The sequence below is a fragment of the Streptomyces dysideae genome (assembly GCF_001514305.1).
Lineage (GTDB): Bacteria > Actinomycetota > Actinomycetes > Streptomycetales > Streptomycetaceae > Streptomyces > Streptomyces dysideae.
Window position 1 is genome coordinate 35,569 of record NZ_KQ949076.1, and the last position, 23,722, is coordinate 59,290.

Here is a 23,722-nt window from a genome sequence, read left to right on the forward strand (position 1 = left end):
TGGTTCCCGCCACCATCTCCGCAAACAGTTCACCCACCGTTCAGCTCAGCCGGCCACGGCCTCCCACAGGCTCCACACCCCGAGGCCCAGCATCAGCAGGGCCGCGATCTTGGTGATGAGTCGCAGCGGAACCCGCTTCATCAGGGCCTTTCCGCCGACGATGCCGAGCCCGGCCACCGCCCACAGCGCCAGCACCGCACCCAGCCCGACGGACAGCGGGTCGTCGTAGCGGGCGGCGAGGTTCGCCGTCATGATCTGGGTCAGGTCACCGAACTCGGCGACCAGGATGAGCATGAAGCCCGCCCCCGCGACCTTCCAGAAGGACTGGTTCTCCGGGCGCCGGATCTCCGCGTCACCATCGGCCCCATCCCTCTTCATGAGCAGCGTCGCCGCGCCGCCCAGAAACAGCACGCCCGTCAGCGCGTGCACGATCTGCTGGGGCAGGAGGGTCAGTACGCTCCCCGCCGCCACCGCCAGCGCGACATGCAGCGCGAAGGCCGCGGCGACGCCCGCGAAGACGTACGAGGCGCGGTAGCGGGTGCCGAGGACGAGTCCGGCGAGCGCGGTCTTGTCGGGCACTTCGGCCAGGAAGACGACACCGAAGGTGACCGCCGTCACGGTGAAGGTGATCAAGGTTCCTCAATCGGTCGGGCTGCCCCACCGAGAGTCATTCCACAGCACGCGTGACACCTCGGCACGGCAGCACACATGTCATCCGTGCCGTACGGCACGGATGTGCACTGCTTGCCGAAGGTCTCGCCGGCCAACCCCTGTACGGGATTCGCCTCCGGGCGCCGGCTCAGGACGAGCTGAGCAGTATGTCGACGGTCCGGCGAAGAGCTACTCCCCTTCTGCGTTCCCCATCCTACGAGATCGTTTCGCCGTAAACCTTGTCGTGTCATGCACGCGTCATTAACTTCTTACCCAGCGCACACTTCCCCGTAATGCGGCGTGGCGAGCATTCCTACGCTCGCACCCCAACGCCCCCACACCCCAAGGGAGTTCGCATGCCGAAGTTCTACGCGCGTCGACGGCTCAGCATACTCGCGGCGTTCACCGGTCTCATAGCCTCCGTCGGGCTCTTCAACGGCCCGACCGCCTCCGCCGCGCTCCCGACCCCCGTCAGCGCCGCCACCGCCCGCTCCTACCTCGCCTCCCTCACCGTGGCGACCGAGGACCGCACCGGCTACAGCCGCGACCTGTTCAACCACTGGATCACCATCAGCGGCTCCTGCAACACCCGTGAGACGGTCCTCAAGCGTGACGGCTCGAACGTCGTCACCAGCTCCACCTGCGCCGCGACCAGCGGCACCTGGTACTCCCCGTACGACGGCGCCACCTGGACCGCCGCCTCCGACCTGGACATCGACCACCTCGTGCCGCTGGCCGAGGCCTGGGACTCCGGCGCCGACAGCTGGACCAGCACCAAGCGCCAGAACTTCGCCAACGACCTCACCCGCCCCCAGCTCATCGCCGTGACGGACAACGTGAACCAGTCCAAGAGCGACCAGGACCCGGCCACCTGGATGCCGTCCGTCAGCTCCTACCGCTGCACCTACGTCCGCGCCTGGGTCCAGGTGAAGTACTACTACGACCTCTCCGTCGACTCGGCCGAGAAGAGCGCGCTCACCAGCTACCTGAACAACTGCTGAACCGTTCCGCCAGGAGTTCGGCCCGGAACCTCCCCGCTCACCTCCCTCGTTCCGTACCGTACGGGGCGACGGAGGAGGGTGATCAGGTGGCCGAACTGCGGCTGGGACCACTGCTGAGGTACGTCGACGGCTCGTCCGCGACCGTCTGGGTCGAGGCGAGCCGTCCGTGCACCGCCGAGGTGCGCGGCGCGGACGGCGCCGGCGGCGAGTCCCGCACCTTCCAGGTGGCGGGCCATCACTACGCCCTGGTGCCGGTCGACGGCCTCACCCCGGGGACGGTGACGGCGTACGAGGTGTTCCTCGACGGCACGCGTGTGTGGCCGCTCGCCGACTCCCGTTTCCCGCCCTCGGTCATCCGCACCCCGGCCGAACGCGACCCGGTCCGGGTCGCGTTCGGCTCCTGCCGCTGGGCCGCCCCGCCCGCCGACGAGCAGGACCCGGTCGGCCCCGACGCCCTGGACACCCTGGCGGCCCGGATGGCGGCCGACCCGGACGGTGCGCGGCCGGACGTCCTGGTGCTGCTGGGCGACCAGGTGTACGCCGACGAGACCTCCAACACGACCCGCCGCTGGCTGGCCGCCCGCCGCGATCTGCGCGACCCGCCGGGCAGCGAGGTCGCGGACTACGAGGAGTACACCCACCTCTACTACGAATCGTGGCTGGACCCCGAGGTGCGCTGGCTGCTGTCGACCGTGCCGAGCTGCATGATCTTCGACGACCACGACGTCATCGACGACTGGAACACCTCCGCCGCCTGGCTCGCCGACATGCGGGCCACGAGCTGGTGGCGCGAGCGGTTGCTCAGCGGGCTGATGTCGTACTGGGTCCATCAGCACCTGGGGAACCTGTCGCCGGACGAGCTGGCCGCCGACCCGCTCTACGCAGCCGTACGCCAGGCCCCGGACGGCACCGACGAGTTGCGCGCCTTCGCCTGCCGTGCCGACGCCGACCCGGCGTCCGTGCGCTGGAGCTACCGGCGTGACTTCGGCCGGGTACGGCTGCTGATGGTGGACACGCGGGCGGCCCGGGTCCTCGACGAGGACAGCCGCTCGATGCTCGACCCCGGTGAGGCGCGGTGGCTGCGGGAACAGGCGCTGGACGCGCGAGGTGCGTACGACCATCTCCTCATCGGCACCTCCCTGCCCTGGCTGCTGCCGCACCTGGTGCACGATGCCGAGGGGTGGAACGCCGCCCTGTGCCGGGGCGAGCGCGGAGCGCGCTGGGCACGGTTCGGGGAGGATCTGCGGCGGCGGGCCGACCTGGAGCACTGGGCGGCCTTCCCGGCGTCGTTCGACGCGCTGGCGGCGCTGATCGCCGAGGCGGGGTCGGGACCCGAGGCGCCGGCGACGGTCGCCGTGCTGTCGGGTGATGTCCACCACGCCTACGTGGCCGAGCCGACGTGGCCGTCCGGCTCCGGCCCGGACGCCCGGGTGCTCCAGCTGACCTGCTCCCCCGTCCACAACTCCATCCCGCTGTCGATCCGCCTCGGCTTCCGGTTCGGCTGGAGTGCGCCCGCCCGGTGGCTGGGGCGCCGGTTCGCCGGGCACGGTGGCTGTCCGCGGCCGCCGGTCGACTGGCGCAGAACGGGCGGTCCGTGGTTCGGCAACCAGCTCATGACGCTGACGCTGAACGGCCGTTCGGCGCGGCTGCGGCTGGAGCAGGCACGGGCGAACGGGGTGCTGGAAACCGTGGAGGAGTCGTCCCTGACCACCGCATGAGTGACAAACGGGGTGTCTGAGACTCGCGTTGGCTTCCGTGACTCCCGAAGGCATGATGAGGCGGACCGTCCGCTTCCAGTAGGCGGTTTGCTGCCACGCGCCCCACACGCCCGGGAGTCACCCCTTTGTCTGCTCCGACCACGGAACACATACCCGTCTCGGTCGCCCTGGTCGGCGCCGGCCCTCGCGGCACCAGCGTTCTGGAACGTCTCTGCGCCTCCGCCGCCGAGCTGCTCCCGCCCGGCGTACGGCTGACCGTCCATGTCGTCGACCCGTCCCCGCCCGGCCCGGGACGCGTGTGGCGGACCGCGCAGTCGCCCGAGCTGCTGATGAACACCGTGGCCTCGCAGGTGACGCTCTTCACCGACGACAGCGTGGACTGCTCGGGCCCGATCCGGCCCGGCCCCAGCCTGTACGACTGGGCGGCCGGTGAGCTGGGCCCGGACGCATATCCGACCCGGGCGCAGTACGGCCGTTATCTGGAGTGGGTGTTCGCCGAGGTGGTGCGCGGGGCGCCGGCCGCGGTACGGGTCGAGACGTACGCGGCGCGGGCGGTACGGCTGGACGACACGCCCGACGGCCACCAGGTCCTCACCCTCGACGACGGCCGTACCCTGTCCGGCCTGGCCGCGGTCGTCCTGGCGCAGGGCCATCTGCCGACGGCGGCGGACGCGGCGCAGCGCCACCTGGCGGCGTACGCCGAACGGCACGGGCTCGGGTACGTCCCGCCCGCGAACCCGGCCGATGCCGACCTGTCCGCCCTCTCCCCCGGCGAACCGGTGCTGTTGCGCGGCCTGGGCCTCAACTTCTTCGACCACATGGCCCTGTTGACGACGGGACGCGGCGGTCGTTTCGTCCGTGCCGACACGGGCCTGCGCTATCTGCCCTCGGGCAACGAGCCGCGCCTGTACGCCGGTTCGCGGCGCGGCATCCCGTACCAGGCGCGCGGCGACAACGCGAAGGGCGCCTACGGCCGCCATCTCCCGCTCGTCCTCACCCCCGACGCGATCTCCCGGTTCCGCAAGCGCGCCGACAATGGCGAGGCGCCGGACTTCCTGGCGGAGATATGGCCGTTGGTGGCGAAGGAGGTCGAGACGGTCTACTACGACGCCCTGCTCGGCGCCCCCGCCGGCTTCCGGGACCGCTTCCTGGCCGCCATGCATCGCAGCCCCGAAGAGGCCGCCGTGCTCGCAGAGTTCGGGGTCGCGGCGGCCGACCGCTGGTCCTGGGACCGGATCTCGCGCCCGTACGCGGGCCATGACTTCGCGGATCCCGACGCCTGGCGGGACTGGCTGCTCGCGCACCTCCGCGAGGACGCCGCGCATGCCGCCCTCGGCAATGTGGCGGGCCCGCTGAAGGCGGCCCTGGACGTGCTGCGCGACCTGCGCAACGAGCTGCGGCAGATCGTCGACCACGGCGGGCTCGCGGGCGCGTCCCGCCGTGACCACCTCGACCGCTGGTACACCCCGCTCAACGCCTTCCTGTCCATCGGCCCGCCGCGCCGCCGTATCGAGGAGCTGGTGGCGCTGATGGAGGCGGGTGTGGTGGAGGTGCTCGGGCCGCGTCTGGACGTCCGGGAGGAGGGCGGCGCCTGGGTGGCGTACTCGCCCGAGGTGCCGGGCTCGGCGGTGCGGGTGACGGCCCTCGTGGAGGCCCGCCTCCCGGAGCCCGATCTGCGCCGTACGGCCGACGATCTCCTGGCCCGGCTGCTGAAGACCGGGCAGTGCCGGCCGCACACGGTCGACGGTTACGAGACCGGAGGGCTGGACGTGACACGACGCCCGTACCGTCTGATTGACCGTCAGGGGCGGGTGCACGCCCGGCGGTTCGCGTTCGGGGTGCCCACGGAGGGTGTGCACTGGGTGACCGCGGCGGGGGCCCGGCCAGGGGTGGATTCGGTCACGCTGTCCGACGCGGACGCGGTGGCCAGGGCGGCTCTACGTGCGGTTGCGGGTGTGACAGCAGGGAAAACGGATGCGGAACCATGGCTGAATGTTGAACTTGCAACAATAGATTAGGTCTGCCTAGCGTGGGGGTTACCGATCGGTATCCGTCCCCACGGCCGTCCCTCACCCGGGCCGGTCACCCCAGACCGAGGGAGTCCCCCACATGACCGGACGCCTCAACAGCGCCCAGCCGTATGCCATCGGCCTGTTCCGAATCGTTGTCGGGCTGCTGTTCGTCTGCCACGGCGCCGCCAAGTACTTCGGCGTCTTCGGCGGCGCCGACGGCCAGGGCGGCACCGTGGCCGCCGGCACCTGGCCCCACTGGTACCAGGCCATCATCGAACTCGTCGGCGGAGGCCTGGTCCTGCTGGGCCTCGGCACCCGCGCGGCGGCGTTCATCTGCTCCGGCTCCATGGCGTACGCGTACTTCAAGGTGCACCAGCCGAACGCCCTGTGGCCGATCGAGAACAGCGGCGAGTCCGCGGCACTGTTCTGCTGGGCGATGTTCCTGCTCGTCTTCACCGGCTCCGGCGCCCTCGGCGTGGACCGGCTGTTCGCCAGGCGCTCGTCGGCGCAGGGGCGGCGGAGCGCGGAGCATACGCCGGTGGCGGCCTGAACCAACCCCGCCGTACGCGAGTTCCCCGTGCACAGGGAACTCGCGTACGGCAACCTACGTTCGGGTGCGTTCTTGCGCCCCTTGCCAGGTGAACATCCTGTGGCAGGCTCCCGAGCCCCCGGTGAAACTCCCGTCGGAGCCCCCGCGTACGCTGTATGGCTGTTATGGGCCGCCCCTGCCGCTCCCCCGCGACACCGCGGCACGGTCTGGCCACGGGGGGTCTGACGGGGAGTTGCGGTGTTCGACAGTCTCGGGGATGTGGGCTCGCTGACCGCGAGTCCATGGATATACGCGTTGGTGGCCCTGTCGGTCCTTCTGGACGTGTTCGTCCCGGTCCTGCCGAGCGGCGTACTGGTGATCACGGCGGCCACGGCGGCGGCAGCGGGCGCCGCGACCGGCCAGGTCCCCGCGGAGCAGGCCCCCGACATCCTGGTACTGACGCTCTGCGCCGCCACGGCGTCGGTGCTCGGCGATCTGGTGGCGTACCGGCTGGCCTGGCGCGGCGGTGAACGCCTGGACCGCGCGATCGCCCGCTCCCGCCGGCTGACGTCGGCGCAGGAACGTCTCGGCGGGGCCCTGTCCCGGGGCGGCGGCGCCCTGGTCGTCCTCGCCCGCTTCGCCCCCGCCGGCCGCTCGGTCGTCTCCCTCGGCGCCGGCGCCGCCCACCGCCGCGCCCGCGACTTCCTCCCCTGGTCCGCCCTGGCGGGACTGTCCTGGGCCACGTACAGCGTCGCCCTCGGCTACTTCGGCGCCCAGTGGCTGGGCACGACGTGGCTGGCGACGCTGGTGTCGGTGGCAGCGCTGTTCGCGGCAGGGGCAGGGGCGGGGTATTTGATGCGGAGGCAGCCGGCGTAGGGCGGGGAGGCGGGGGCGGCCGGTGCAGGCCCCGTGGACCGCTGACGTCGGCACACCCGCTACCCCGCCTTCCGGGCCGCGCCCGCTCCCCGTACCTCCAGACCTTCCAGCAGTTCCGCCGTGGCCTCGGCGATCGCGTCCACGGCGCGGTCGAAGACCTCGCGGTTGTGGGCGGCGGGGGCCCGGAAGCCGGACACCTTGCGTACGTACTGCAGGGCGGCGGCCCGGATCTCGTCCTCCGTCGCCTCCTCGGGCAACGCGGGCGGGCGAAGTGTCTTGATGCTGCGGCACATGACACCAGTCTGCCCCTGAAGAGGCCCCGGGGGGACCCTGGAGGGACCCGGCGGGAATAGCTCCGCGCCGCCGCCCGATTGTGCAGAGCATGACCACAGTGGAGATCCCACTGCATCGGCGGCCCCACAGCCGGTGGCGTCCGGTACGAGGGGAGTGCGGGCCGCGTCGGCGAACAGCACCGCCACTGGGGTCACTCCACCCAGGACGGCCCCACCCTGACGAAGGCATTCGCCTGCCTGTAGCTGCGATGATCATCCGAGAGGCGGCCACCGTCCCGGGGCCGACCGTCGAAAGGAAGCACACCACATGACGAACGAGCCCAACGACGAACTCACCGTGGCCGTCCTCGGCCCCGGCGGCATAGGCGGCCTGCTCGCCGCGCTCCTCTCCCGGGCCGGCCACCGCGTGATCTGCCTGGCCGGAGACGAGACGGCACACACCCTGCGTACGTCCGGAATCCGCGTCCGCAGCGCCGTGTTCGGCGACTTCACGGCCGGCGTCGAGGCGGACACCGAGCTCCGTGAACCGGTCGACGCCTGCCTGATCGCGGTCAAGGCCACCGCCCTCGACGCGGCCCTGGAACGCGTCCCGCCCAAAACCCTGGGCGACGCCCTCGTCGTACCGTTCCTGAACGGCGTCGAACACGCCGCCGCCCTGCGCGACCGCTACCGCCCCGACACCGTCGCCCCGGCGACCATCCGCGCCGAGTCGACCCGCGTCGCGCCGGGCGAGATCGAACACGCCACCCCCTTCGCCGAGATCGACCTGACCGGCGACACGGTCCCGGGCGACCGCCTGGCCGCACTGGCGCAGGCACTCCGGGACGCCGGCCCGGCCACCCGCGTCCTCCCCGACGAAACGGCGACCCTGTGGGCGAAGATGACCTTCCTGGCCCCCTTCGCCCTCCTCACCACCCGGCACGGACTCCCGCTGGGCGACGTACGCACCCGGCACCGCGAGGAGTTGACGGCCCTGGCCGCGGAGACGGCGGCGGTCAGCAGCGCCTGCGGTGCCCCGGCGGACCCGGACCAGACCCTCGCCCGGTACGACGCGTTCCCACCGCAGACCAAGTCGTCCATGCAACGCGACGCTGAAGCGGGCCGCCCGCTCGAACTGGACGCGATCGGCGGCGCGTTGCTCCGTGCGGCCGAGCGGCACGGGGTGCCGGTGCCGGTGGCGTCCCGCGTGGTAAGGGAGTTGAGGGACGCGGAGCTGACGGTAGCGCTGGGCGCTTCAGCCCTTCCTGTGGAAGTGTGAGGGCCTCTCGGAGGCACAACTGCGGCAACGGCCTGTGCGGTCGTCGGCGTTGACCCTGCTGGGGCTCATGCGCCATCTGCAGGGGGTCGAGCGTGCCTGGTTCCAGCGGACACTGGCGGGCCACACCCCTCAGTTCTTCCCCTACCGGACCTACGTCACCGTTGCCGGTGGCGAGTGGTACGACGAGTCGGACCCCGCACCGGCCAGGGACGTCTACGAGGACTACCTGGAGGCGTGCGAGGAGTCGCGGCAGGTCTTCGCACGGGTGACCGACGACCCTGCACGCCTCGTACCGAACCCGGAATTCGGCGACACGGATGTGCGGTTCGTTCTCGAGCACGTGATCGAGGAGTACGCCCGCCACGTCGGCCACGCGGACCTCCTCCGCGAAGCCGTCGACGGTGCCATCGGCGAGTAACCCACGGCCACAACCCTCCAGTTGGCCAGACAGGTCGACTGGAGCGCTCAGTCCGGAAGCCTGCCGGCTACCGGGCCGCCTCGCGGAAGAGGGCCAGGAGTGTCTGGGCCGACGGGGCGTCCGCGTCGAAGAACTGCGTGGCCAGCGCGGGTGGCACACCTGTTCCATGCATCCGGACCTCGTGGCACCTGAAGCAGAATGCCGCCTCGAACAACGCCAGGTCGAGGGTGTCCTCGTATGCCCGGATGCTCCAGCCTGGCGAGAAGCCGCAGCGGTGCTGTTCGCCGACGGGCAGGGTCTCGATCAAGGCCAGAGCGTCGGCGGCCTCGTTCCCGGCCCAGTGGGCGACCACCTCGCCGGGGTATGGGGTGCCCAGCTTGGTCGGGAGGGAGGAGATCCTTACGACTTCGATCAGCACGGCGACTGCAACGGCTTGTGCGGGGAGCTGCATGGACGCAGTCTGCCCGCCAGGCCGACGGGCGCCTACGGCGTCTCACGAGAGGCAACCTGCCGCTCGAAAGCGCGGGCCGCCAAGACCCGGCAGGCCGACTCCCGCACTCAAGAGCTCAGGGCCAAGTGGAGCGCTCGGTCACACACATCCGCTGCCTGAACCCCGAAGAGACTCGCACCTCAAAATCGAACAGGCGTAGCATTGCCGTGTGGCAACGACCTATGACTTTCCGAGTGACCTCCTCGCCGGTCAGGAGGAGCTGCATCAGGTCCGGGCCGAGCTGTCGGCCCTGCTCAAGCGACTCCCCTGGTCGGTGGCACCCCTGGACGGCTTCAGCGACGACAACGGCTGGCGCAAGCGCGAGCGCCCTGCCTCACCCGGCTGGACGGCCGACGAACAGGCCGAGGTGGAGAAGCTCCGACAGCGCGAGCACGAACTCGCGGTGTTCGTGAGCGGGCACCGCTTCTGGGCGGAGATCGCGGCGGCGGAGCGCGTGGACGCCCGCATGAAGCTCAAGCACGCCCAGGATCCCGGGGCGGCGGAGAGCTGAGACGCGGAAGACCCCGGCCGGGAAACGGCCGGGGTCTTGCGATGGTGTGGGCGCGGACGGTTTCGAACCGCCGACATCCTGCTTGTAAGGCAGGCGCTCTACCACTGAGCTACGCACCCGGGACAGGCCGACAGCCTACATTGTCCCGGGCCCTGTCCTGCAAACCGGTATCCCGGTCCGGACAGGTACCCGGCCCGCCGCCCAGTCCGCTTCCAGAGCAGCAAGCCGGTCGCGGAGGACGCAGAGGCGGCGGGACTTCGCATGCCACTCCCACCTGGTGGCGTACCCGCGCGGCAGCCCGGCCCGTTTGTCGGCCTTGGCACCCAGCGGCCGGACCAGCCGGGCCTCAATGAGGGATACCGGGGGATAACCCCCCTCTCGATCCGGGAGCATCCCGGATCCCCCGCCGGCCCCCCGATCCGTACGGTCGAACCAGCGGTCGAAGGACCGTCGTAGTCCGTCTCAGGGGGAGATCCTCATGGCCCGTACCGTTCCCGCCCGTGCGGCCGCCGTCGCCGGGGCCGTCGTGGTGCTTGTCGCCGGTCTTGCCGCGTGCGGGGCCTCCGCCGGTGACGACAAGGACCCCGACCACCGGTCCTTCGCCCTTGAGGGCCGTACCCTCACCGTCGACTCCGACGACTCGGCGCTGGAGATCGTCGCCTCCGACGACAACAAGTCCGGCACCGTCGAGGTCACCCGGTGGTGGCAGGGGTCCGTGGCCCTTGGGAAGGATCCCAAGGTGAGCTGGAAGATGGAGGACGACCGGCTGGTGCTCAGGATGAAGTGCAGCGGCGTGGTCGCCGACTGCTCGGCCAAGCACCGTATCGAGGTGCCGCGCGGTGTCGCCGTGCAGGTCGAGGACGGGGACGGCAGCGTGCGGGCGCGGGGGTTCCGGGAGGCGCTGAGCATTCGTACGGGCGACGGATCCGTGCATGTCACCGACTCCAGCGGACCGCTGGATCTGCGCACCGGCGACGGTTCCATGCGCGCCGACGTGTCCTCGCGCCGGGTGAAGACCGAGACCGGTGACGGCTCGGTGCGGCTCGAACTGGGCGTCGTACCGGACCTGGTGGAGTCCCGCAGCGGCGACGGCTCCGTGACGATCGAGCTGCCGGAGGCCAGGTACAAGGTGACGACGGAGACCGGTGACGGCGCGGTGGACGTGTCCGTGCCCCGGGACGACTCCAGCGCGCACATCGTGGACGCCCGCACGGGCGACGGAAAGGTCACGGTCCGAACCGCGAACTAACCGGCCCGTGTGTTCGTCCTAAACCGGTGGGAGAATGAACCGGGCAGGGTGAATGACAGCACGGGAGAGGGATGTGACGGCGACACCTCCGCAGTCGTACCGGTCGCCGTCGGTGCCGCGCGCACCGCGCCACCCCGTGCGGCACGCCACCAGGCACGCCATCAGGGACACCCTCACCCTGGTCGCCCTCCCCGTCCTCGCCGCGCCGGCGCTGCTCGCCGCGTTCGCGGGCGGCGGCACCCGGCGCTGGTTCGGCGGGCGGGCCGAGAGTCAGCGGGCGGAGGCGCAGGCCGCGAAGGACGCCGCGGCGGCCGCGTTCTACGAACTGGACACCGCCCAGCGCGATCTGCGGATCTCGATCGAGACGATCACAGCGGTCGACGCCTCCCCCGCCGCCCGGCGCGCGGTCGCCGACTTCGAGGCGCTGGGCCGGCGCATCGACGAGGCCAGCCACCAGTACATCAACGCCGTCGACGCCCACGATCTGGACCGGGACGACCTGGAGGCCTCGACGGCCGCCCGCGCCCGCACCGAGCTCACCCAGGCCAAGGACGAGCTGGGCCGCGTCAAGCAGGACCTGGACCGGTTCACGGACGGGCTCGGTCCGCTGCTCGGCAAGGCGGAGACCCAGCTGGCCCGGCTGGCCCCGGCCGTCGAGCGTGCCCGGCAGGGGCTGCTGACCGCGTCGAACGCGCTGGACACCGTACGGGAGTCGGGGCTGCGGGCGGACGACCTCGCGGCCCGGCTCGCCGCCCTCGCCCCGGAGCTGACCAGGCTCAACCAGGGCGCCGGGCAGCATGGCGTCCCGCAGACCCTGGAGCGTGCCGAGCGGGTCGCGCGGGCGGCGGAGACGGTCCGGGTGGAGGCCGAGCGGCTGCCGGAGAGGGCCGCCGAGATCGACCACCGACTCGTGTCGCTGCGTACCCGCGCCCAGGCGCTGACGACCCGGACCGGGCAGGTCGACCCGGTGCTGAGCGAGCTGCGGCGGCGGTTCACGGCGGCCTGCTGGCAGGACCTGCAGGGCGTCCCGGAGCACGCCGCGGAGAACGTACGGCAGGCCGAGCTGAAGCTGAAGGAGGCGCAGGCGGCCCGTGACGAGCAGCGCTGGCCGGACGCCACCGCGCTGCTGTCGACCGTGCGGGCGCTGCTGAACAGCACCGACGAGTCGGTGTCCGCCGCGGGTGACCGGCTGCGGCGGCTGAACGCCGTGCAGAAGGACCCCCAGCAGGAGATCGACCGCACCCGCTTCGCCATCCGGGACGCCCAGCGGCTGGCCATGGCGGGCCGCAACACACCCGACCCGCGGCACGCGCGCCCGCTGGACGACTCGGTGGCCCGGCTGGAGCGGGCGATCGGCACACTGGAGGGCCGGCACCCGGACTACTGGCACTTCCTGACGGAGACGGAGGCGGTGCGGCGGAACGTGTCGCGGGTCGTCTCCCAGATCCGCGAGGAGCGCGGGGCCGCCCACTGAGCACGGCCCCGCGCGGGCCGGTCAGGTGCGGTAGGCGTAGTACGCCGCGTTCGGGTACGCCGCTACGAGGCTCGCCAGCGAGCGCCGGTAGGTGTCGACGTCGTGGTAGGTCAGGTAGGGGACACCGCCGGAGCTGCGATAGGTCGTCATCATGGAGTGGTCCTTGGATCCGTCCTTGTTGAAGTCGATCTGCGTCACGTCACCGACGTCCATCTGGTAGACGTTCGCGAGCGCGGTGGTCCGCTTGTCGGTCTGGGGGAACCAGGACCACTCGTTGACGCCGATCCACGAGCCCGACGTGCCGTTGGACCGGTAGAACCAGGTGTCGTACTCCTCAGGCGTGGACGCGGAGACCTGCTTCCAGCCGCCGGCCAGCAGGCCCTGGCTGAGGTAGTTGGTGCAGTCCCCGCCGAGCGCGTTGTACTTGCGGTACTCCGGGTTGTAGTCCTTCCAGTACTTCTCGGTGTAAGTCGCCATCGCCGCGTAGTTGTACGTGCCGCCGGTGAGCTTCTTCGGCTTGGCGGGCGCCGGGGTGGTGGTGGCCGCGCGGGGCGCGTCGAAGATCGCCCTGAGCCGTGGCGGGGCGGCGGCAGCCGGCTCCGCCGCCGGGACGGGCTCGTTGACCGGGCGGGGGCCCTCGTCGGTGCGCCGTACGGCCGTCAGCTGCCAGGTGCCGTCCGGGCGCAGGGTGAAGGTGAGGTCGTGGTGCGCGGTGAACCCGTGGTCGGGGGTTCCTCCTCGCGTTGACCGAAAGTTATCAGCGATCTTTTAAACTTCTCCACACAAGAATGAGACAGGAGTGATCAACAGGGGGTACGGAGGGACGATTTCCGGTCATGCCGACTAACCTGAGCGCATGCCTCGCTACGAGTACCGCTGCCGCACCTGCGGCGACACCTTCGAACTGAGCCGTCCCATGGCGCAGTCCGCCGACCCCGCCGACTGCCCCGCTGGTCATGGCGACACTGTGAAGCTTCTGTCGACGGTCGCCGTGGGCGGGACGGCGAACGCCCCCGCGCCCAAGGCGGGCGGCGGGGGCGGATGTTGTGGCGGGGGCTGCTGCGGCTGACCCCAAGAGGCCTAGCTAGGGCCTGCCCTGGAGAGACGTGCGGGTCGCCCTCAGGAACTCCCGCAGGATCCGCTCGCCGGCCAGCACGCCCCGCTCGGGCAGTGCGGTGATCTCCGGGGCCGTCCAGTCCGCGTCGGCCAGCTCGCCGTGCCCCGGGCGCCAGCCGCGGTCCGCGGCGAGCAGCAGGTCGGCGTCGAGGAGGGAGTCACCGGCGGCCAGGGTGAGGGCGGCGCCGGTGCGGCGGGCGACCTCGTGCATGGCGGCGCTCTTGGTGAGCGGCTTGGGCACGGCGTAGATCTTGCGGCCCTGCAGCGACACCGTCCAGCCGCGGTTCTCCGCCCACACCGCGAGCTCCTTCACCCACTCCTCGGGCAGCAGTTCGCGCTCGACGACCAGGTAGGCGAAGAGGTCCTCGGCGTTCCGGTGCTTGCGCACCCACGCCGGGTCGGCCGTCGCCATCAGATGCTCGCACACCTCGTCCAACGGCGCGCACTCGTCGGCCAGCCGGGCCTGCACACGCGCGTGCCAGTCGGCGTCGGAGACACCGTCGACCAGCAGATGCCCGCCGTTCGCGCAGATCGCGTACGTCGGCGCCGGGCCCGGCAGGTTGATGCGCTGGTACTGCTTGCGGGTCCGGGTCGTGGTCGGCACGAACATCGCCGCGTCGCCGAGGTCGGAGAGCAGTCCGGCGGCCGTCTCCGTCATGTACGACAGCGGTTTGGCCTCGTGCACCTCGACGCAGAGCAGCCGGGGCGCCCGCGCGTCCGGCATGGTCAGCGCGAGGGCCGCCGAGGAGTAGATGAGCGTACGGTCGAGGTCGCTCGCCACCAGTACCGGCATCAGACCGTCACCGCCTTGCCGTCGGCGCCGGTGGCGCCCCGCGTGTACCTGGGGTGGATCAACCCCACGCAGGTGTACGGGAGTTCGGCGACCTCCTCGACGGGCACCCCTCTCTGCTCTGCCAGCAGCCGGACATGGTCGAGGTCGGCGCCCGCGCCGGCCCGCGCCAGGATCTTCCACGGCACCCGGCGCAGCAGCACCCGCGTGGTCTCGCCGACGCCCGGCTTGACGAGGTTCACGTCGTGGATGCCGTACTCCTCACTGATCCGCTCGACGGCCGCCCAGCCCTCCCAGGTCGGCGCGCGGTCGCCGGACAGCAGCTCCTTGGCCTGCGCGTCCACCGCGTCGGCGACCTCGGGGAAGCGGGCGGCCACGGCGTCCAGGAAGTCCACGGAGACGTCCGCGCCGGCGAGTTCGCGGTAGAACTTCGCGCCGTGGAAGTCGTCCGGACCGACGAGGTCGGCGCGCAGCACGGTCCGCGAAATCAGGCCCGAAACCGTCGAGTTGAGGCACGCGGACGGGATGAGGAAGTCCTCGCGGGTGCCGTACGTCCGCACGCACGAGCCCGGGTCGGCGAGCACGGCGATCTCCGGGTCGAAGCCGGTGACACCCTCGGACGCCTCGAACTCCTTGATCGCGTCGGCCAGTTCGCGGGTGATGGCGCCCTTGCCGGTCCAGCCGTCGACGAACACGACGTCGGACGGGGCGTGATGCTCGGCCAGCCAGCGCAGCGCGTTGGCGTCGATGCCCCGGCCGCGCACGATCGAGACGGCGTAGTGCGGCAGGTCGAGGCCGTGCCGGAACTGCGCCCAGCGGCGCATGAGGACGCCGACGGGTGTGCCGGCACGGGCCAGCGAGACGAGCACCGGCCGCGGCATGGGGGTCCCCCCGCTCGAGCGAAGTCGAGAGTGGGGGAGCTCCGCGAGCACGATCTCGGTGACGGCACCGACGGCCTGCGCGATCCGGGCGGCGGACGCCTCGAGGGCGGCCTGGAACAGCTCCTGATACTGCTCGCTGGGCTGGTACTCCACCGGCAGCGACTCCGCGTAGTGCGCGCCGCCGCTCTGGATCGCCTCCTCGCGCTCCTCGGTCGGCGCCTCCAGCGTCACGTCCGAGAGGTCCTGGAGCAGCCAGCCGACCTCCTCGGGCGCGTACGAGGAGAAGGCGGGGCCGCGGAGGGGCTCGGGCAGCATGGCGGGCCTTTCGGGGACGTACAGGGGTGCGGGGGCGTACGACGGTACGACCGCGAGCAGGACCCGCGGGGTGTGGGCGGCGAGCTGGGCCAGCAGCCCGTCGGGGGCGTGCAGTCCGGGGGTGTCGGCGACGGAGTCGACCACGGCGACGACGGCGTCGAAACCGGCGCCCGCGACGTTGTAGGCGTACCGCTCGCCGGGTCCGTCGGCCGGGTCGTCGTGGGCGGGGAAGGCGAGGCGGCTGCGTATCGCGTACCCGGGGTCGTCGACCGCGAGGACCGGTGAGCGGGTCGTGGTCGAGTAGCGCACCTCGACGTCCGCGACCTGTTCCAGCTCACGGGCGAGCCGGAGCGGGGCGTACATCAGCTCTTCGAAGCCGAGGATGTGGACCCGGCGGGCGTCTTGCGGCAGGGCCTCGGCGAGGCGTGCGGCCATTGCGGGGAGGGCGTTCTCCAGGCGTATTCGGTGCGTGGGGGTGAAGCCGTGGCGGCCGCCGTCGGGGAGGCCGCGGGGCCAGCACAGTTCTACCCGCGTGATGTTGTTCTTCGGCTGCGGGCCGGTGGGGGCCGGTCGCGCCCACGCGGCGGAGCCGCATATGTCACCGCCCCGCGCCCCCAGGTGGGGGACCTCATGCCTCGCTACCAGGTCCTGGCCCTTCTCCAGCACCCCCTCCGGGAGCCTTACAGTCCCCGAGGCCGCCGCCACCAGGTCCACTCGCGCGCCGATCTCCTTGGCGAAGCCGTCCAGCCGGCCCGCGTCCGCCTCCGAGCGCATGTCCACCAGGGCCACCACGACGTACCGCCCGCGCGGATAGCGCTCGTGCAGGTCACGGATGGTGTTCAGGATCGTGTTGCCGGTGGAGAACTCGTCGTCGACCAGGACCAGCGGGCCGTCGCCGACCAGCAGGGCCGGGTCCTCCGGCAGGAGCAGGTGGGACGTGGCGTGCGAGTGGGACTCCTCGAAGCCGCCCGCCTGGGGGACGCCCGCGACGGGGCGTCGGGTGGAGTGCAGGTACGGGGCGGCGCCCACGCCGTCGGCGACGGAGTGGCCCAGGCCGGTGGCGGTCTCCGCGTAGCCGAGGACGACCGCGGCGGCCGCCTCCTCGGCACCCAGCAGGTCCCGCACCCGCCGCCCGAGGGCGAAGCCGTAGCCGTACACCACGGACGGCGACTGCGGTACGTGCTTGCCCAGCACGTTGGAGACGAGCAGATGCGCCCGCTTGGGGTTGCGCCGCAGCGCCAGCCCCAGCAGGTCGGTCAGCTCCTCGCCGCCGACGAGCTCGACACCGAGCCGCTCGGCGACCCAGCTGCCGGACCAGACCCCGTTGTTCACTGCGTTGTTCATGCGTCCCTATGAGTTGAAACCCGTGAGTGGAAGCCGGTTCAGTCCGGGATCCCGGCTGCGAGCAGGTCCACGAAGCCGATGTCCTCATGGGCCACACCAAAAACCTCGGCACGCAGCATCGTGCGCTCGGCCCAGGCCCGGTGCGGCTTCACCTCGTTCATCTTGTTCGTGTACGCCGACCTCAGCACGCCCCCGCCGCAGCGCTCGGGCCGCAGGATGTCCTGGGCGTCGCTGAACTCCTCGTGGCTGACCACCGACAGCGCGTGCACGGGCAGTACGTGCGAGGGGTGAATACAAGTCTTACCCATCAGACCGTTGGCCTGGTCGAGGGCTATCTCGCGGAGCAGCCCGTCCATGGCGTGCTCGATGAGGGCCTCGCGCAGTTCCTCGGCCTGGCCCTCCAGGAAGGGGCTGCGGCGCAGCTGCGGCTTGAACATGCGCTCCTGGACCCTGAAGTACTCCCACACCGGCCCGGTCACCGTGAACCCGGTGCCGTCGGCCCGCCCCAGCATGTTCACCACGTCGGCGATCACGGAGGCGACGATCTGGACGTCCCAGGCGGTCATGTCGGGCGCTCTGCGCAGCCCGTACGAGGAGCAGAAGTCGGTCACACCCAGCCGCACCGCGAGCACCCGCTCCCGGTACTTGTCGACCGCGCGGAAGATCCCCTCGAGGGTCTCCACCCGCGACTCCCGGTACATCAGCTCCGGCGACTCCAGCACGGGCATGGCGAAGAGCCGCCGCCCACTGGCCGCCTCGGCGACCGTGAGGGCCTCCAGGAAGGGGATGCCGCGTTCCTCGGTGAACTTCGGCAGCACGAATCCGGACAGCAGCCGGACGGCCGGCCCGAGCCGCCGCGCGAGGTCGGGAATCTGCTCGGGGAAACGGACCCGGATGAACAGCAGCGGCAGATCCTCCTGCCCCCGTCCGGCGAGTTCGGTGAACTGCTGGACGAGGTTCTCCTCGCCCGCCGCGACGTCCTCGTCGCCGATCGAGTCCTCCAGGCACAGCACCATCGAGACCACGCCGCGCCCGGTCTGCTTGACGATGTCGTCGGCGAGCCGCGGTCTGGTGGCCGGGCTGTAGAGCGTGGCGCCCAGGGCCACGGAGAGCAGCCGGGCCGGGGAGTCGGCGGAGAACTCGCACGGCTCCTGGTGGAAGAGGCGCTGCCGCACCTCAGGGGCGATGTGCCCGAAATGACGCATAGAACTCCCCCGTGGCGGCTGTACGGCCCCCGTGAACCATTCACAGGTGGCCGGTAATAGTACGTAGAGACCCATGTCAAGGGTTCCCACCGGGCATGAATTTCAGGTAACGCAGGCAATCACGGGCCAAGCACGGACACCCACGGACACGCACCCCCGCGTTGTCGTGACCAGGACGGAGAGGGCAGGATGACCGCATGACGCACGCCATGCTGAAGGGGTCGAACGTCCCGCTGGAAGCCACCACGGTGCGCGCCGTGCTGCGCTGGACGCCCGGGCAGGGGGTCCCGGATGTCGACGCCTCGGCGCTGCTCCTCGGCCCCGACGGTCGTGTGCGCTCCGACGAGGACTTCGTCTTCTACAACCAGCCCCGGCACCCCTCCGGGAAGGTCTGGCGGCTCGGCAAGAAAAGGGTCGCGGAGGGCCCCACCGACACGATCCAGACAGATCTCGCCGGTGTCGAGCCCGACGTCGGTCAGATTCTGCTGGTCGCTTCGGCGGAGGACACCACCTTCGACCGCGTACCGGGCCTGCGCATCCTGCTGTACGACGCAGCCGCCGACGGTGAACCGCTGGCGTACTTCGACATCAAGCCGGAGACGGGCAAGGAGACGGCCCTGATCTGCGGCGAGCTGTACCGCCGCGGCGAGACCTGGAAGTTCCGCGCCCTGGGCGAGGGCTACTCGAACGGCCTGAAGGGCCTGGCCACGGACTTCGGCATCTCGGTGGACGAGTCGGAGGCCCCGGAACTCTCCCACCCCCTCCCCCCGGAACAGCCAACGGCAGCAGTACCGTCCCAGCCGGCCTACGGCTACCCCCAGCCGGCCCCGGCCACCGCAGAAGCCCCGGGCGGCTATGGCTACCCGCCCCCGGTGACCATGCCCGCGAGCCAGGATTTCCGCCTGCCGCCCCAAGGGCCACAGTTCATCGGGCGGTAGAGGCACGCCCCGCCGTCCCACGTGAAGCCCCGAGCTCTCAGGCGGATCAGGCCCTACGCCCGTTCCGCCTTTGTCTTGTATCCCCGCCCCCACTGCAGTCCCCACCCGAACAACCGATCCAACTCGGCCTGGAACCCGTAGACGAACTTCACCTCACGCCGCACGATGATTTCCCCCTTGACGTTCTCGATCATCACCACCGCACACGACCGAGCCTGAGGATGCCGCTCATCCAGGCTTATCTCGATCCGAGGCCCATTGCTCGGATACAGCGTCACGATCGCATGCGTCCGATCGAACGCCGGCGTCTGGTCGTAGATGTACACGAACACCAGCAACCGCTTGATGTTCTCCCGATGATCGAGGTTGACGTAGATCGTCTCGCCGGACGCCGACCCGAACCGGTCGTCCCCGCTCAGCTTGACGTACGGCGCCGCGTTGACGTCCCCGAAGTAGCCGCCGAGCGGCTGGACGACCCCCTTCGTGCCGTCCATCAGCTCGTACAGGCACCCCAGGTCGAGGTCGACGTTGACCATGCTCTGGCTGTGCCCCATGACCTCCGGCGGCTTGAGCGCCTTGAAGGGGTGCCGCAGCAGACTCTCCCGCTGCGACCCCCCGAAGTCGGACGTCCGCATCCGCCAGGTCAGATTGATGCGCAGGTGCCCGGTCGCCGCCCCCTGCTTCGTCAGCGACACGCGATCGTGCCGCTTGGTCAGCTCGATCGCGTTCGACGACGCGCTGCCCGAGTCGAAGTCGGCCTCCCGCCCGCGCCAGAGTCCGTCCAAGAAGCCCATTCCGCCCCCACGATCACTCGACAAAACCGGCGGTCACTGAAAATCCGGCGGGGCGGCCGGAGGCACTCGTCCTCGTCGGCCGCCCCGCTCAGAGCGTTCCTCACCCGGAGGCAGGTCACACCCCGGACGAGACCTCAGTCTTCTCGTCCGAGGCCGCCGCTTTTCCCTCGGCCGCCGCGATCGCACGGTTGCGCCGGACGGAGGACCAGAAGGACCAGCCGATCAGGAAGACGCCGATCCCGCCGGTGATGAGCTCGCTGATCTCGTACTGGATGGTGACCAGGAGGATCATGGCGAGCGCGCCGATCGCGTAGTGCGCGCCGTGCTCCAGGTAGACGTAGTCGTCGAGGGTGCCCTGGCGCACCAGGTACACGGTCAGCGAACGGACGTACATCGCGCCGATACCCAGGCCCAGCGCCATCAGCACGATGTCGTTGGTGATGGCGAAGGCGCCGATGACGCCGTCGAAGGAGAAGGACGCGTCCAGGACCTCGAGGTAGAGGAACATGAAGAACGCGGCCTTGCCGGCCAGGGCGACCGCCGAACGGGGCTTGCCCGCGCGCTCGGCCGCTTCCTCCTCCTCGTGCTCGCGCTCCTCCTCCTCTTCGAGCTTGTCCTCGAAGTAGCCGGAGAGACCGCCCACGATCATGTAGGTGATCAGACCCGCGACGCCGGCGAGGAGGACCGTCTCCGCCTTGTCGACGTGTGTGCCGCCGTGCTGGTGGGCGTTGGCGGCGAAGGTCATCGAGGAGATCAGCAGGACGATCAGGGCGATGCAGACCGACAGCATGTCGATCTTGCCGAGCTTGGCCAGCGGGCGCTCCAGCCATCCGAGCCACTTGATGTCACGGTCCTCGAAGATGAAGTCGAGGAAGATCATCAGCAGGAACATGCCACCGAAGGCGGCGATCGACGGGTGTGCGTCGGTCACCAGCTGCTGGTAGCGGTCCTTGTCGGTGAGCGCGAGGTCGACGGCCTCGATCGGGCCCATCGAGGCGCTGACGGCGACGATGACGACCGGGAAGACCAGCCGCATGCCGAAGACGGCGATGAGGATGCCGATGGTGAGGAAGATCTTCTGCCAGAAGGCATTCATCTTCTTCAGGATTCCGGCGTTGACCACTGCGTTGTCGAAGGACAGCGAGATCTCGAGGACAGAGAGGATCGCCACGATACCGAAGGCGGTCCACCCCCCGTAGAAGACCGCCGCGACGAGGCCGAGCGCGGTGACCGCGAACGACCAGCCGAAGGTTTTCAGAACCACTGGCTACCCAATCCTGTAAGTACGGGTCTCTACCGCGCCGTACTCGGCTTTACGAAACGTTGACTCCAAAGTCTAGAGCGATGCCCCGCAGCCCCGATGCGTACCCCTGCCCCACCGCCCTGAACTTCCATTCGCCCTGGTAGCGGTACACCTCGCCGAAGATCATCGCCGTTTCGGTGGAGGCGTCCTCGCTGAGGTCGTAGCGGGCGAGTTCCTGGCCGTCGGCCTGGTTCACCACGCGGATGAACGCGTTGCTGACCTGCCCGAAGGTCTGGCCGCGCTCGTCGGCCATATGGATCGAGACCGGGAAGACGATCTTGTCGCACTGGGCCGGCACCTTGGAGAGGTCGATCAGGAGCGACTCGTCGTCGCCCTCGCCCTCACCGGTGAGGTTGTCGCCGGTGTGCTCCACCGAGCCGTCCGGGCTCTTGAGCTGGTTGTAGAAGACGAACCACTCATCGCCCATCACCCGTCCGCTGTTGCACATCAGTGCGCTGGCGTCGAGGTCGAAGGGGGCTCCGGTGGTGGAGCGCGCGTCCCAGCCGAGCCCGATCAGCACCTGAGTGAGGTTGGGTGCGGCCTTGGACAGGGAGACGTTGCCCCCTTTGGCGAGCGTGACGCCCATGATGCTGATCCTCCCCGGGTGTTGCTTCTTTGGTTGTCTCCCTGCGCGTCCGGCGCCACACGCAAACGGTGCGGCGCCGGACGGATCCTGCCGTTTCTCAGACGTTCACGCCGAAGTCCTGCGCGATGCCGCGCAGGCCCGAGGCGTAGCCCTGGCCGATGGCGCGGAACTTCCACTCCGCGCCGTGCCGGTAGAGCTCGCCGAAGACCATCGCGGTCTCCGTCGAGGCGTCCTCGGAGAGGTCGTACCGGGCGATCTCCGCCTCGCCCGCCTGGTTCACGACGCGGATGAACGCGTTGCGCACCTGGCCGAACGACTGCTGGCGGTTCTCGGCGTCGTAGATCGAGACCGGGAACACGATCTTCTCGACGTCGGCCGGGACCGCGGCGAGGTTGACCTTGATCTGCTCGTCGTCGCCCTCGCCCTCGCCGGTGATGTTGTCACCGGTGTGCTCGACCGAGCCGTCCGGGCTCTTGAGGTTGTTGAAGAACACGAAGTTGGCGTCGCTGCTGACCTTCCCCTCCGCGCTCGTCAGGATGGCGCTCGCGTCGAGGTCGAAGTCCGTGCCGGTCGTGGTGCGGACGTCCCACCCCAGACCGACGATGACCGCGGTCAGGCCGGGGGCCTCCTTGGTCAGCGATACGTTGCCGCCCTTGCTGAGGCTGACTCCCACGAGTCCTCCATTGGTGTCCAGGGGCGGGGAGCCCCGCCATACGTTTGATACCGGATCAACGAGTCGATCCTAGTGACGGGTTCCCGAACCACGCAGGGCTTGGAACCGAAGAATCACAGGGTGTCGAGCGCCTTGACGTACTCGTTCAGGTCACGCGCGTCCGGCAGCGCGTTCTCCACGGTCCAGCGGACGACGCCCTCCTTGTCGATGACGAAGGTGCCGCGCACCGCGCAGCCCTTGTCCTCGGCGAAGACGCCGTACGCCCGCGAGACCTCGCCGTGCGGCCAGAAGTCGCTCAGCAGCGGGTACTCCAGGCTCTCCTGCTCGGCGAAGACCCGCAGCGTGTGGATGGAGTCGTTGGAGACGGCGAGCACCTGCGTGTCGCGGTCCGAGAACCGCGGCAGGTTGTCCCGCACCTCGCACAGCTCGCCGGTGCACACGCCGGTGAAGGCGAAGGGGTAGAAGAGCAGGACTACGTTCTTTGCGTGCCTGCCGCCGCGGAAGTCGGAGAGCTTCACGGTGGCGCCGTGGTTGTCCTTGAGTTCGAAGTCGGGGGCTTTTTCGCCGACCTGGATCGCCATCGTCGCGGATGTCCCTTCAGTGGGCTGTTCGAGTGGTCGGTACCACCCTACGCAGCGATCACCGGGGGTCCTCGGACGGGCTGACCCATGCCAGCCCGTCCGGCACTGCTCCGTCAGACGGTTACTTCTTGGACTTGGCGGCCTTGGGCGTCACCAGGCGGCTGCCACTCCAGTCCTTGCCGACGCTGACGCTCTTGGATGCCGACAGCCCCGCCGTGGTCGCGGCTTCAGAGATGTCGCTGGGCTCCACGTAGCCGTCACGGCCTGTCTTCGGCGTCAGCAGCAGGATCGAACCGCCCTCCTCGATGTACGTGATGGCGTCCACCAGCACATCCGTCAGGTCGCCGTCCTCGTCGCGGAACCACAGCACCACGGCATCGGCGACGTCGTCGTAGTCCTCATCCACGAGATCGCTGCCGATGACTTCTTCAATGGCCTCGCGGAGTTCCTGGTCTACGTCTTCGTCGTAGCCGATCTCCTGGACCACCTGCTCGGGCTGGAACCCCAGCCTGACGGCAGGGTTCGTCCGCTCCTCCGCGTGGTCCGCGGTCGCGCTCACGGGTTGCCTCCTGATCATGTTTTGGGAATAACTCAGCCACGCGCGTGCGCGAAGCATTGGCCGTAGTCCACACGGGCGGGGCGGATCGCGCAAGTACCCGGCCGTTCAGACCGCCGAAACGGTGACGTTCCTGGCCGTGTCGCCCCAACTTCAGGCA

At 70.2% G+C, this 23,722-nt stretch carries 25 protein-coding genes and 1 tRNA gene; 12 read left to right on the top strand and 14 right to left on the bottom strand.

Annotated elements, in window-relative coordinates; genetic code table 11:
* Positions 1 to 45: 45 nt before the first annotated feature.
* Positions 46 to 633, bottom strand: a complete 588-nt coding sequence (locus tag AQJ91_RS03490) for a TMEM165/GDT1 family protein (RefSeq protein ID WP_067016211.1) — start codon at positions 631 to 633, stop codon at positions 46 to 48.
* Positions 634 to 1,007: 374 nt separating this feature from the next.
* Between AQJ91_RS03490 and AQJ91_RS03495 the strand changes: the two genes are divergently transcribed.
* From AQJ91_RS03495 to AQJ91_RS03515, 5 genes are all read left to right on the top strand, one after another.
* Positions 1,008 to 1,652, top strand: coding sequence for an HNH endonuclease family protein (locus tag AQJ91_RS03495; RefSeq protein WP_067016213.1), 645 nt, complete (start codon positions 1,008 to 1,010; stop codon positions 1,650 to 1,652).
* An 86-nt stretch (positions 1,653 to 1,738) separates the two neighbouring features.
* Positions 1,739 to 3,370 (top strand): alkaline phosphatase D family protein, encoded by a 1,632-nt coding sequence (locus AQJ91_RS03500; RefSeq protein WP_067016215.1) that lies wholly within the window; start codon positions 1,739 to 1,741, stop codon positions 3,368 to 3,370.
* 125 nt (positions 3,371 to 3,495) lie between these two features.
* The gene (locus AQJ91_RS03505) at positions 3,496 to 5,388 is read left to right on the top strand and encodes an FAD/NAD(P)-binding protein (RefSeq protein WP_067016217.1); all 1,893 of its coding nucleotides are present in this window, start codon (positions 3,496 to 3,498) and stop codon (positions 5,386 to 5,388) included.
* Positions 5,389 to 5,479: 91 nt separating this feature from the next.
* Positions 5,480 to 5,932: a DoxX family protein gene (locus AQJ91_RS03510; RefSeq protein WP_067016219.1), complete on the top strand. Its 453-nt coding sequence runs from the start codon at positions 5,480 to 5,482 to the stop codon at positions 5,930 to 5,932.
* A 237-nt stretch (positions 5,933 to 6,169) separates the two neighbouring features.
* Positions 6,170 to 6,787 (top strand): DedA family protein, encoded by a 618-nt coding sequence (locus AQJ91_RS03515; RefSeq protein ID WP_067016221.1) that lies wholly within the window; start codon positions 6,170 to 6,172, stop codon positions 6,785 to 6,787.
* A 59-nt stretch (positions 6,788 to 6,846) separates the two neighbouring features.
* Here the strand turns inward: AQJ91_RS03515 and AQJ91_RS03520 are convergent, their stop codons facing one another.
* The gene (locus tag AQJ91_RS03520) at positions 6,847 to 7,080 is read right to left on the bottom strand and encodes a DUF2277 domain-containing protein (protein WP_067016224.1); all 234 of its coding nucleotides are present in this window, start codon (positions 7,078 to 7,080) and stop codon (positions 6,847 to 6,849) included.
* 307 nt (positions 7,081 to 7,387) lie between these two features.
* Between AQJ91_RS03520 and AQJ91_RS03525 the strand changes: the two genes are divergently transcribed.
* Together AQJ91_RS03525 and AQJ91_RS03530 are read left to right on the top strand one after the other, a co-directional pair.
* On the top strand, positions 7,388 to 8,338 hold the full coding sequence (locus tag AQJ91_RS03525) for a ketopantoate reductase family protein (protein WP_067016226.1): 951 nt from the start codon (positions 7,388 to 7,390) through the stop codon (positions 8,336 to 8,338).
* 34 nt (positions 8,339 to 8,372) lie between these two features.
* Complete coding sequence (locus tag AQJ91_RS03530) at positions 8,373 to 8,756, top strand: mycothiol transferase (protein WP_234381792.1); 384 nt, start codon at positions 8,373 to 8,375, stop codon at positions 8,754 to 8,756.
* A gap of 67 nt (positions 8,757 to 8,823) precedes the next feature.
* Here the strand turns inward: AQJ91_RS03530 and AQJ91_RS03535 are convergent, their stop codons facing one another.
* Positions 8,824 to 9,207 (bottom strand): hypothetical protein, encoded by a 384-nt coding sequence (locus tag AQJ91_RS03535; protein ID WP_067016228.1) that lies wholly within the window; start codon positions 9,205 to 9,207, stop codon positions 8,824 to 8,826.
* 208 nt (positions 9,208 to 9,415) lie between these two features.
* On the opposite strand from AQJ91_RS03535, the gene AQJ91_RS03540 reads away from it, so the two are divergent.
* Positions 9,416 to 9,757 (top strand): hypothetical protein, encoded by a 342-nt coding sequence (locus tag AQJ91_RS03540; RefSeq protein WP_067016229.1) that lies wholly within the window; start codon positions 9,416 to 9,418, stop codon positions 9,755 to 9,757.
* A 47-nt stretch (positions 9,758 to 9,804) separates the two neighbouring features.
* Here the strand turns inward: AQJ91_RS03540 and AQJ91_RS03545 are convergent.
* Positions 9,805 to 9,876 (bottom strand) — tRNA-Val (locus AQJ91_RS03545).
* A 359-nt stretch (positions 9,877 to 10,235) separates the two neighbouring features.
* Here AQJ91_RS03545 and AQJ91_RS03550 point away from each other — a divergent pair.
* Both AQJ91_RS03550 and AQJ91_RS03555 read left to right on the top strand, forming a co-directional pair.
* Complete coding sequence (locus AQJ91_RS03550; protein WP_067016231.1) at positions 10,236 to 11,006, top strand: DUF4097 family beta strand repeat-containing protein; 771 nt, start codon at positions 10,236 to 10,238, stop codon at positions 11,004 to 11,006.
* 73 nt (positions 11,007 to 11,079) lie between these two features.
* Positions 11,080 to 12,480: a hypothetical protein gene (locus AQJ91_RS03555; RefSeq protein ID WP_067016233.1), complete on the top strand. Its 1,401-nt coding sequence runs from the start codon at positions 11,080 to 11,082 to the stop codon at positions 12,478 to 12,480.
* A 21-nt stretch (positions 12,481 to 12,501) separates the two neighbouring features.
* Here AQJ91_RS03555 and AQJ91_RS03560 read toward each other — a convergent pair whose 3' ends face one another.
* Positions 12,502 to 12,957 carry an amidase domain-containing protein gene (locus AQJ91_RS03560; protein ID WP_324617968.1) on the bottom strand — a complete coding sequence of 152 codons (456 nt, stop codon included), beginning with the start codon at positions 12,955 to 12,957 and terminating at the stop codon, positions 12,502 to 12,504.
* Positions 12,958 to 13,336: 379 nt separating this feature from the next.
* Between AQJ91_RS03560 and AQJ91_RS48660 the strand changes: the two genes are divergently transcribed.
* A complete protein-coding gene (locus tag AQJ91_RS48660) occupies positions 13,337 to 13,549 on the top strand; it encodes an FmdB family zinc ribbon protein (RefSeq protein ID WP_079084647.1) in 213 nt (70 codons plus the stop codon).
* 15 nt (positions 13,550 to 13,564) lie between these two features.
* On the opposite strand, the gene AQJ91_RS03565 is transcribed toward AQJ91_RS48660, so the two are convergent.
* Genes AQJ91_RS03565 through AQJ91_RS03575 form a run of 3 tightly spaced genes read right to left on the bottom strand, consistent with a single transcriptional unit; the run spans position 13,565 to position 18,131 of the window.
* Entirely contained in the window at positions 13,565 to 14,389 is an 825-nt protein-coding gene (locus AQJ91_RS03565) for an HAD family hydrolase (RefSeq protein ID WP_067016235.1), read from the bottom strand.
* Entirely contained in the window at positions 14,389 to 16,926 is a 2,538-nt protein-coding gene (locus AQJ91_RS03570; RefSeq protein ID WP_067016237.1) for a phosphoribosyltransferase, read from the bottom strand. Before AQJ91_RS03570 ends, AQJ91_RS03565 begins: the two co-directional genes overlap by 1 nt.
* Before the next feature lie 38 nt (positions 16,927 to 16,964).
* Positions 16,965 to 18,131: an HpcH/HpaI aldolase/citrate lyase family protein gene (locus AQJ91_RS03575; protein ID WP_067016239.1), complete on the bottom strand. Its 1,167-nt coding sequence runs from the start codon at positions 18,129 to 18,131 to the stop codon at positions 16,965 to 16,967.
* A 197-nt stretch (positions 18,132 to 18,328) separates the two neighbouring features.
* Between AQJ91_RS03575 and AQJ91_RS03580 the strand changes: the two genes are divergently transcribed.
* Positions 18,329 to 19,069, top strand: a complete 741-nt coding sequence (locus AQJ91_RS03580; RefSeq protein WP_067016240.1) for a TerD family protein — start codon at positions 18,329 to 18,331, stop codon at positions 19,067 to 19,069.
* A gap of 53 nt (positions 19,070 to 19,122) precedes the next feature.
* Here AQJ91_RS03580 and AQJ91_RS03585 read toward each other — a convergent pair whose 3' ends face one another.
* The 6 genes from AQJ91_RS03585 to AQJ91_RS03610 all read right to left on the bottom strand — a co-directional run bounded on the left by AQJ91_RS03585 (position 19,123) and on the right by AQJ91_RS03610 (position 23,565).
* On the bottom strand, positions 19,123 to 19,863 hold the full coding sequence (locus AQJ91_RS03585; RefSeq protein ID WP_067016242.1) for a TerD family protein: 741 nt from the start codon (positions 19,861 to 19,863) through the stop codon (positions 19,123 to 19,125).
* Positions 19,864 to 19,978: 115 nt separating this feature from the next.
* Positions 19,979 to 21,127, bottom strand: a complete 1,149-nt coding sequence (locus AQJ91_RS03590; RefSeq protein WP_067016244.1) for a DUF475 domain-containing protein — start codon at positions 21,125 to 21,127, stop codon at positions 19,979 to 19,981.
* A gap of 49 nt (positions 21,128 to 21,176) precedes the next feature.
* Positions 21,177 to 21,752 carry a TerD family protein gene (locus AQJ91_RS03595; protein ID WP_067016246.1) on the bottom strand — a complete coding sequence of 192 codons (576 nt, stop codon included), beginning with the start codon at positions 21,750 to 21,752 and terminating at the stop codon, positions 21,177 to 21,179.
* A 97-nt stretch (positions 21,753 to 21,849) separates the two neighbouring features.
* Entirely contained in the window at positions 21,850 to 22,425 is a 576-nt protein-coding gene (locus AQJ91_RS03600; RefSeq protein ID WP_067016249.1) for a TerD family protein, read from the bottom strand.
* 113 nt (positions 22,426 to 22,538) lie between these two features.
* Entirely contained in the window at positions 22,539 to 23,006 is a 468-nt protein-coding gene (locus tag AQJ91_RS03605; protein WP_067016251.1) for a peroxiredoxin, read from the bottom strand.
* A gap of 121 nt (positions 23,007 to 23,127) precedes the next feature.
* Positions 23,128 to 23,565, bottom strand: a complete 438-nt coding sequence (locus AQJ91_RS03610; RefSeq protein ID WP_067016253.1) for a DUF3052 domain-containing protein — start codon at positions 23,563 to 23,565, stop codon at positions 23,128 to 23,130.
* Positions 23,566 to 23,722 lie beyond the last annotated feature (157 nt).

Excerpts from the sequence above, each read along its gene's own strand:
- AQJ91_RS03495 (WP_067016213.1), top strand. The coding sequence starts at position 1,008 with ATGCCGAAGTTCTACGCGCGTCGACGGCTCAGCATACTCGCGGCGTTC.
- AQJ91_RS03510 (WP_067016219.1), top strand. The coding sequence starts at position 5,480 with ATGACCGGACGCCTCAACAGCGCCCAGCCGTATGCCATCGGCCTGTTC.
- AQJ91_RS03520 (WP_067016224.1), bottom strand. The coding sequence starts at position 7,080 with ATGTGCCGCAGCATCAAGACACTTCGCCCGCCCGCGTTGCCCGAGGAG.
- AQJ91_RS03525 (WP_067016226.1), top strand. The coding sequence starts at position 7,388 with ATGACGAACGAGCCCAACGACGAACTCACCGTGGCCGTCCTCGGCCCC.
- AQJ91_RS03535 (WP_067016228.1), bottom strand. The coding sequence starts at position 9,207 with ATGCAGCTCCCCGCACAAGCCGTTGCAGTCGCCGTGCTGATCGAAGTC.
- AQJ91_RS03550 (WP_067016231.1), top strand. The coding sequence starts at position 10,236 with ATGGCCCGTACCGTTCCCGCCCGTGCGGCCGCCGTCGCCGGGGCCGTC.
- AQJ91_RS03560 (WP_324617968.1), bottom strand. The coding sequence starts at position 12,957 with ATGGCGACTTACACCGAGAAGTACTGGAAGGACTACAACCCGGAGTAC.
- AQJ91_RS48660 (WP_079084647.1), top strand. The coding sequence starts at position 13,337 with ATGCCTCGCTACGAGTACCGCTGCCGCACCTGCGGCGACACCTTCGAA.
- AQJ91_RS03565 (WP_067016235.1), bottom strand. The coding sequence starts at position 14,389 with ATGCCGGTACTGGTGGCGAGCGACCTCGACCGTACGCTCATCTACTCC.
- AQJ91_RS03570 (WP_067016237.1), bottom strand. The coding sequence starts at position 16,926 with ATGAACAACGCAGTGAACAACGGGGTCTGGTCCGGCAGCTGGGTCGCC.
- AQJ91_RS03575 (WP_067016239.1), bottom strand. The coding sequence starts at position 18,131 with ATGCGTCATTTCGGGCACATCGCCCCTGAGGTGCGGCAGCGCCTCTTC.
- AQJ91_RS03580 (WP_067016240.1), top strand. The coding sequence starts at position 18,329 with ATGACGCACGCCATGCTGAAGGGGTCGAACGTCCCGCTGGAAGCCACC.
- AQJ91_RS03585 (WP_067016242.1), bottom strand. The coding sequence starts at position 19,863 with ATGGGCTTCTTGGACGGACTCTGGCGCGGGCGGGAGGCCGACTTCGAC.
- AQJ91_RS03595 (WP_067016246.1), bottom strand. The coding sequence starts at position 21,752 with ATGGGCGTCACGCTCGCCAAAGGGGGCAACGTCTCCCTGTCCAAGGCC.
- AQJ91_RS03605 (WP_067016251.1), bottom strand. The coding sequence starts at position 23,006 with ATGGCGATCCAGGTCGGCGAAAAAGCCCCCGACTTCGAACTCAAGGAC.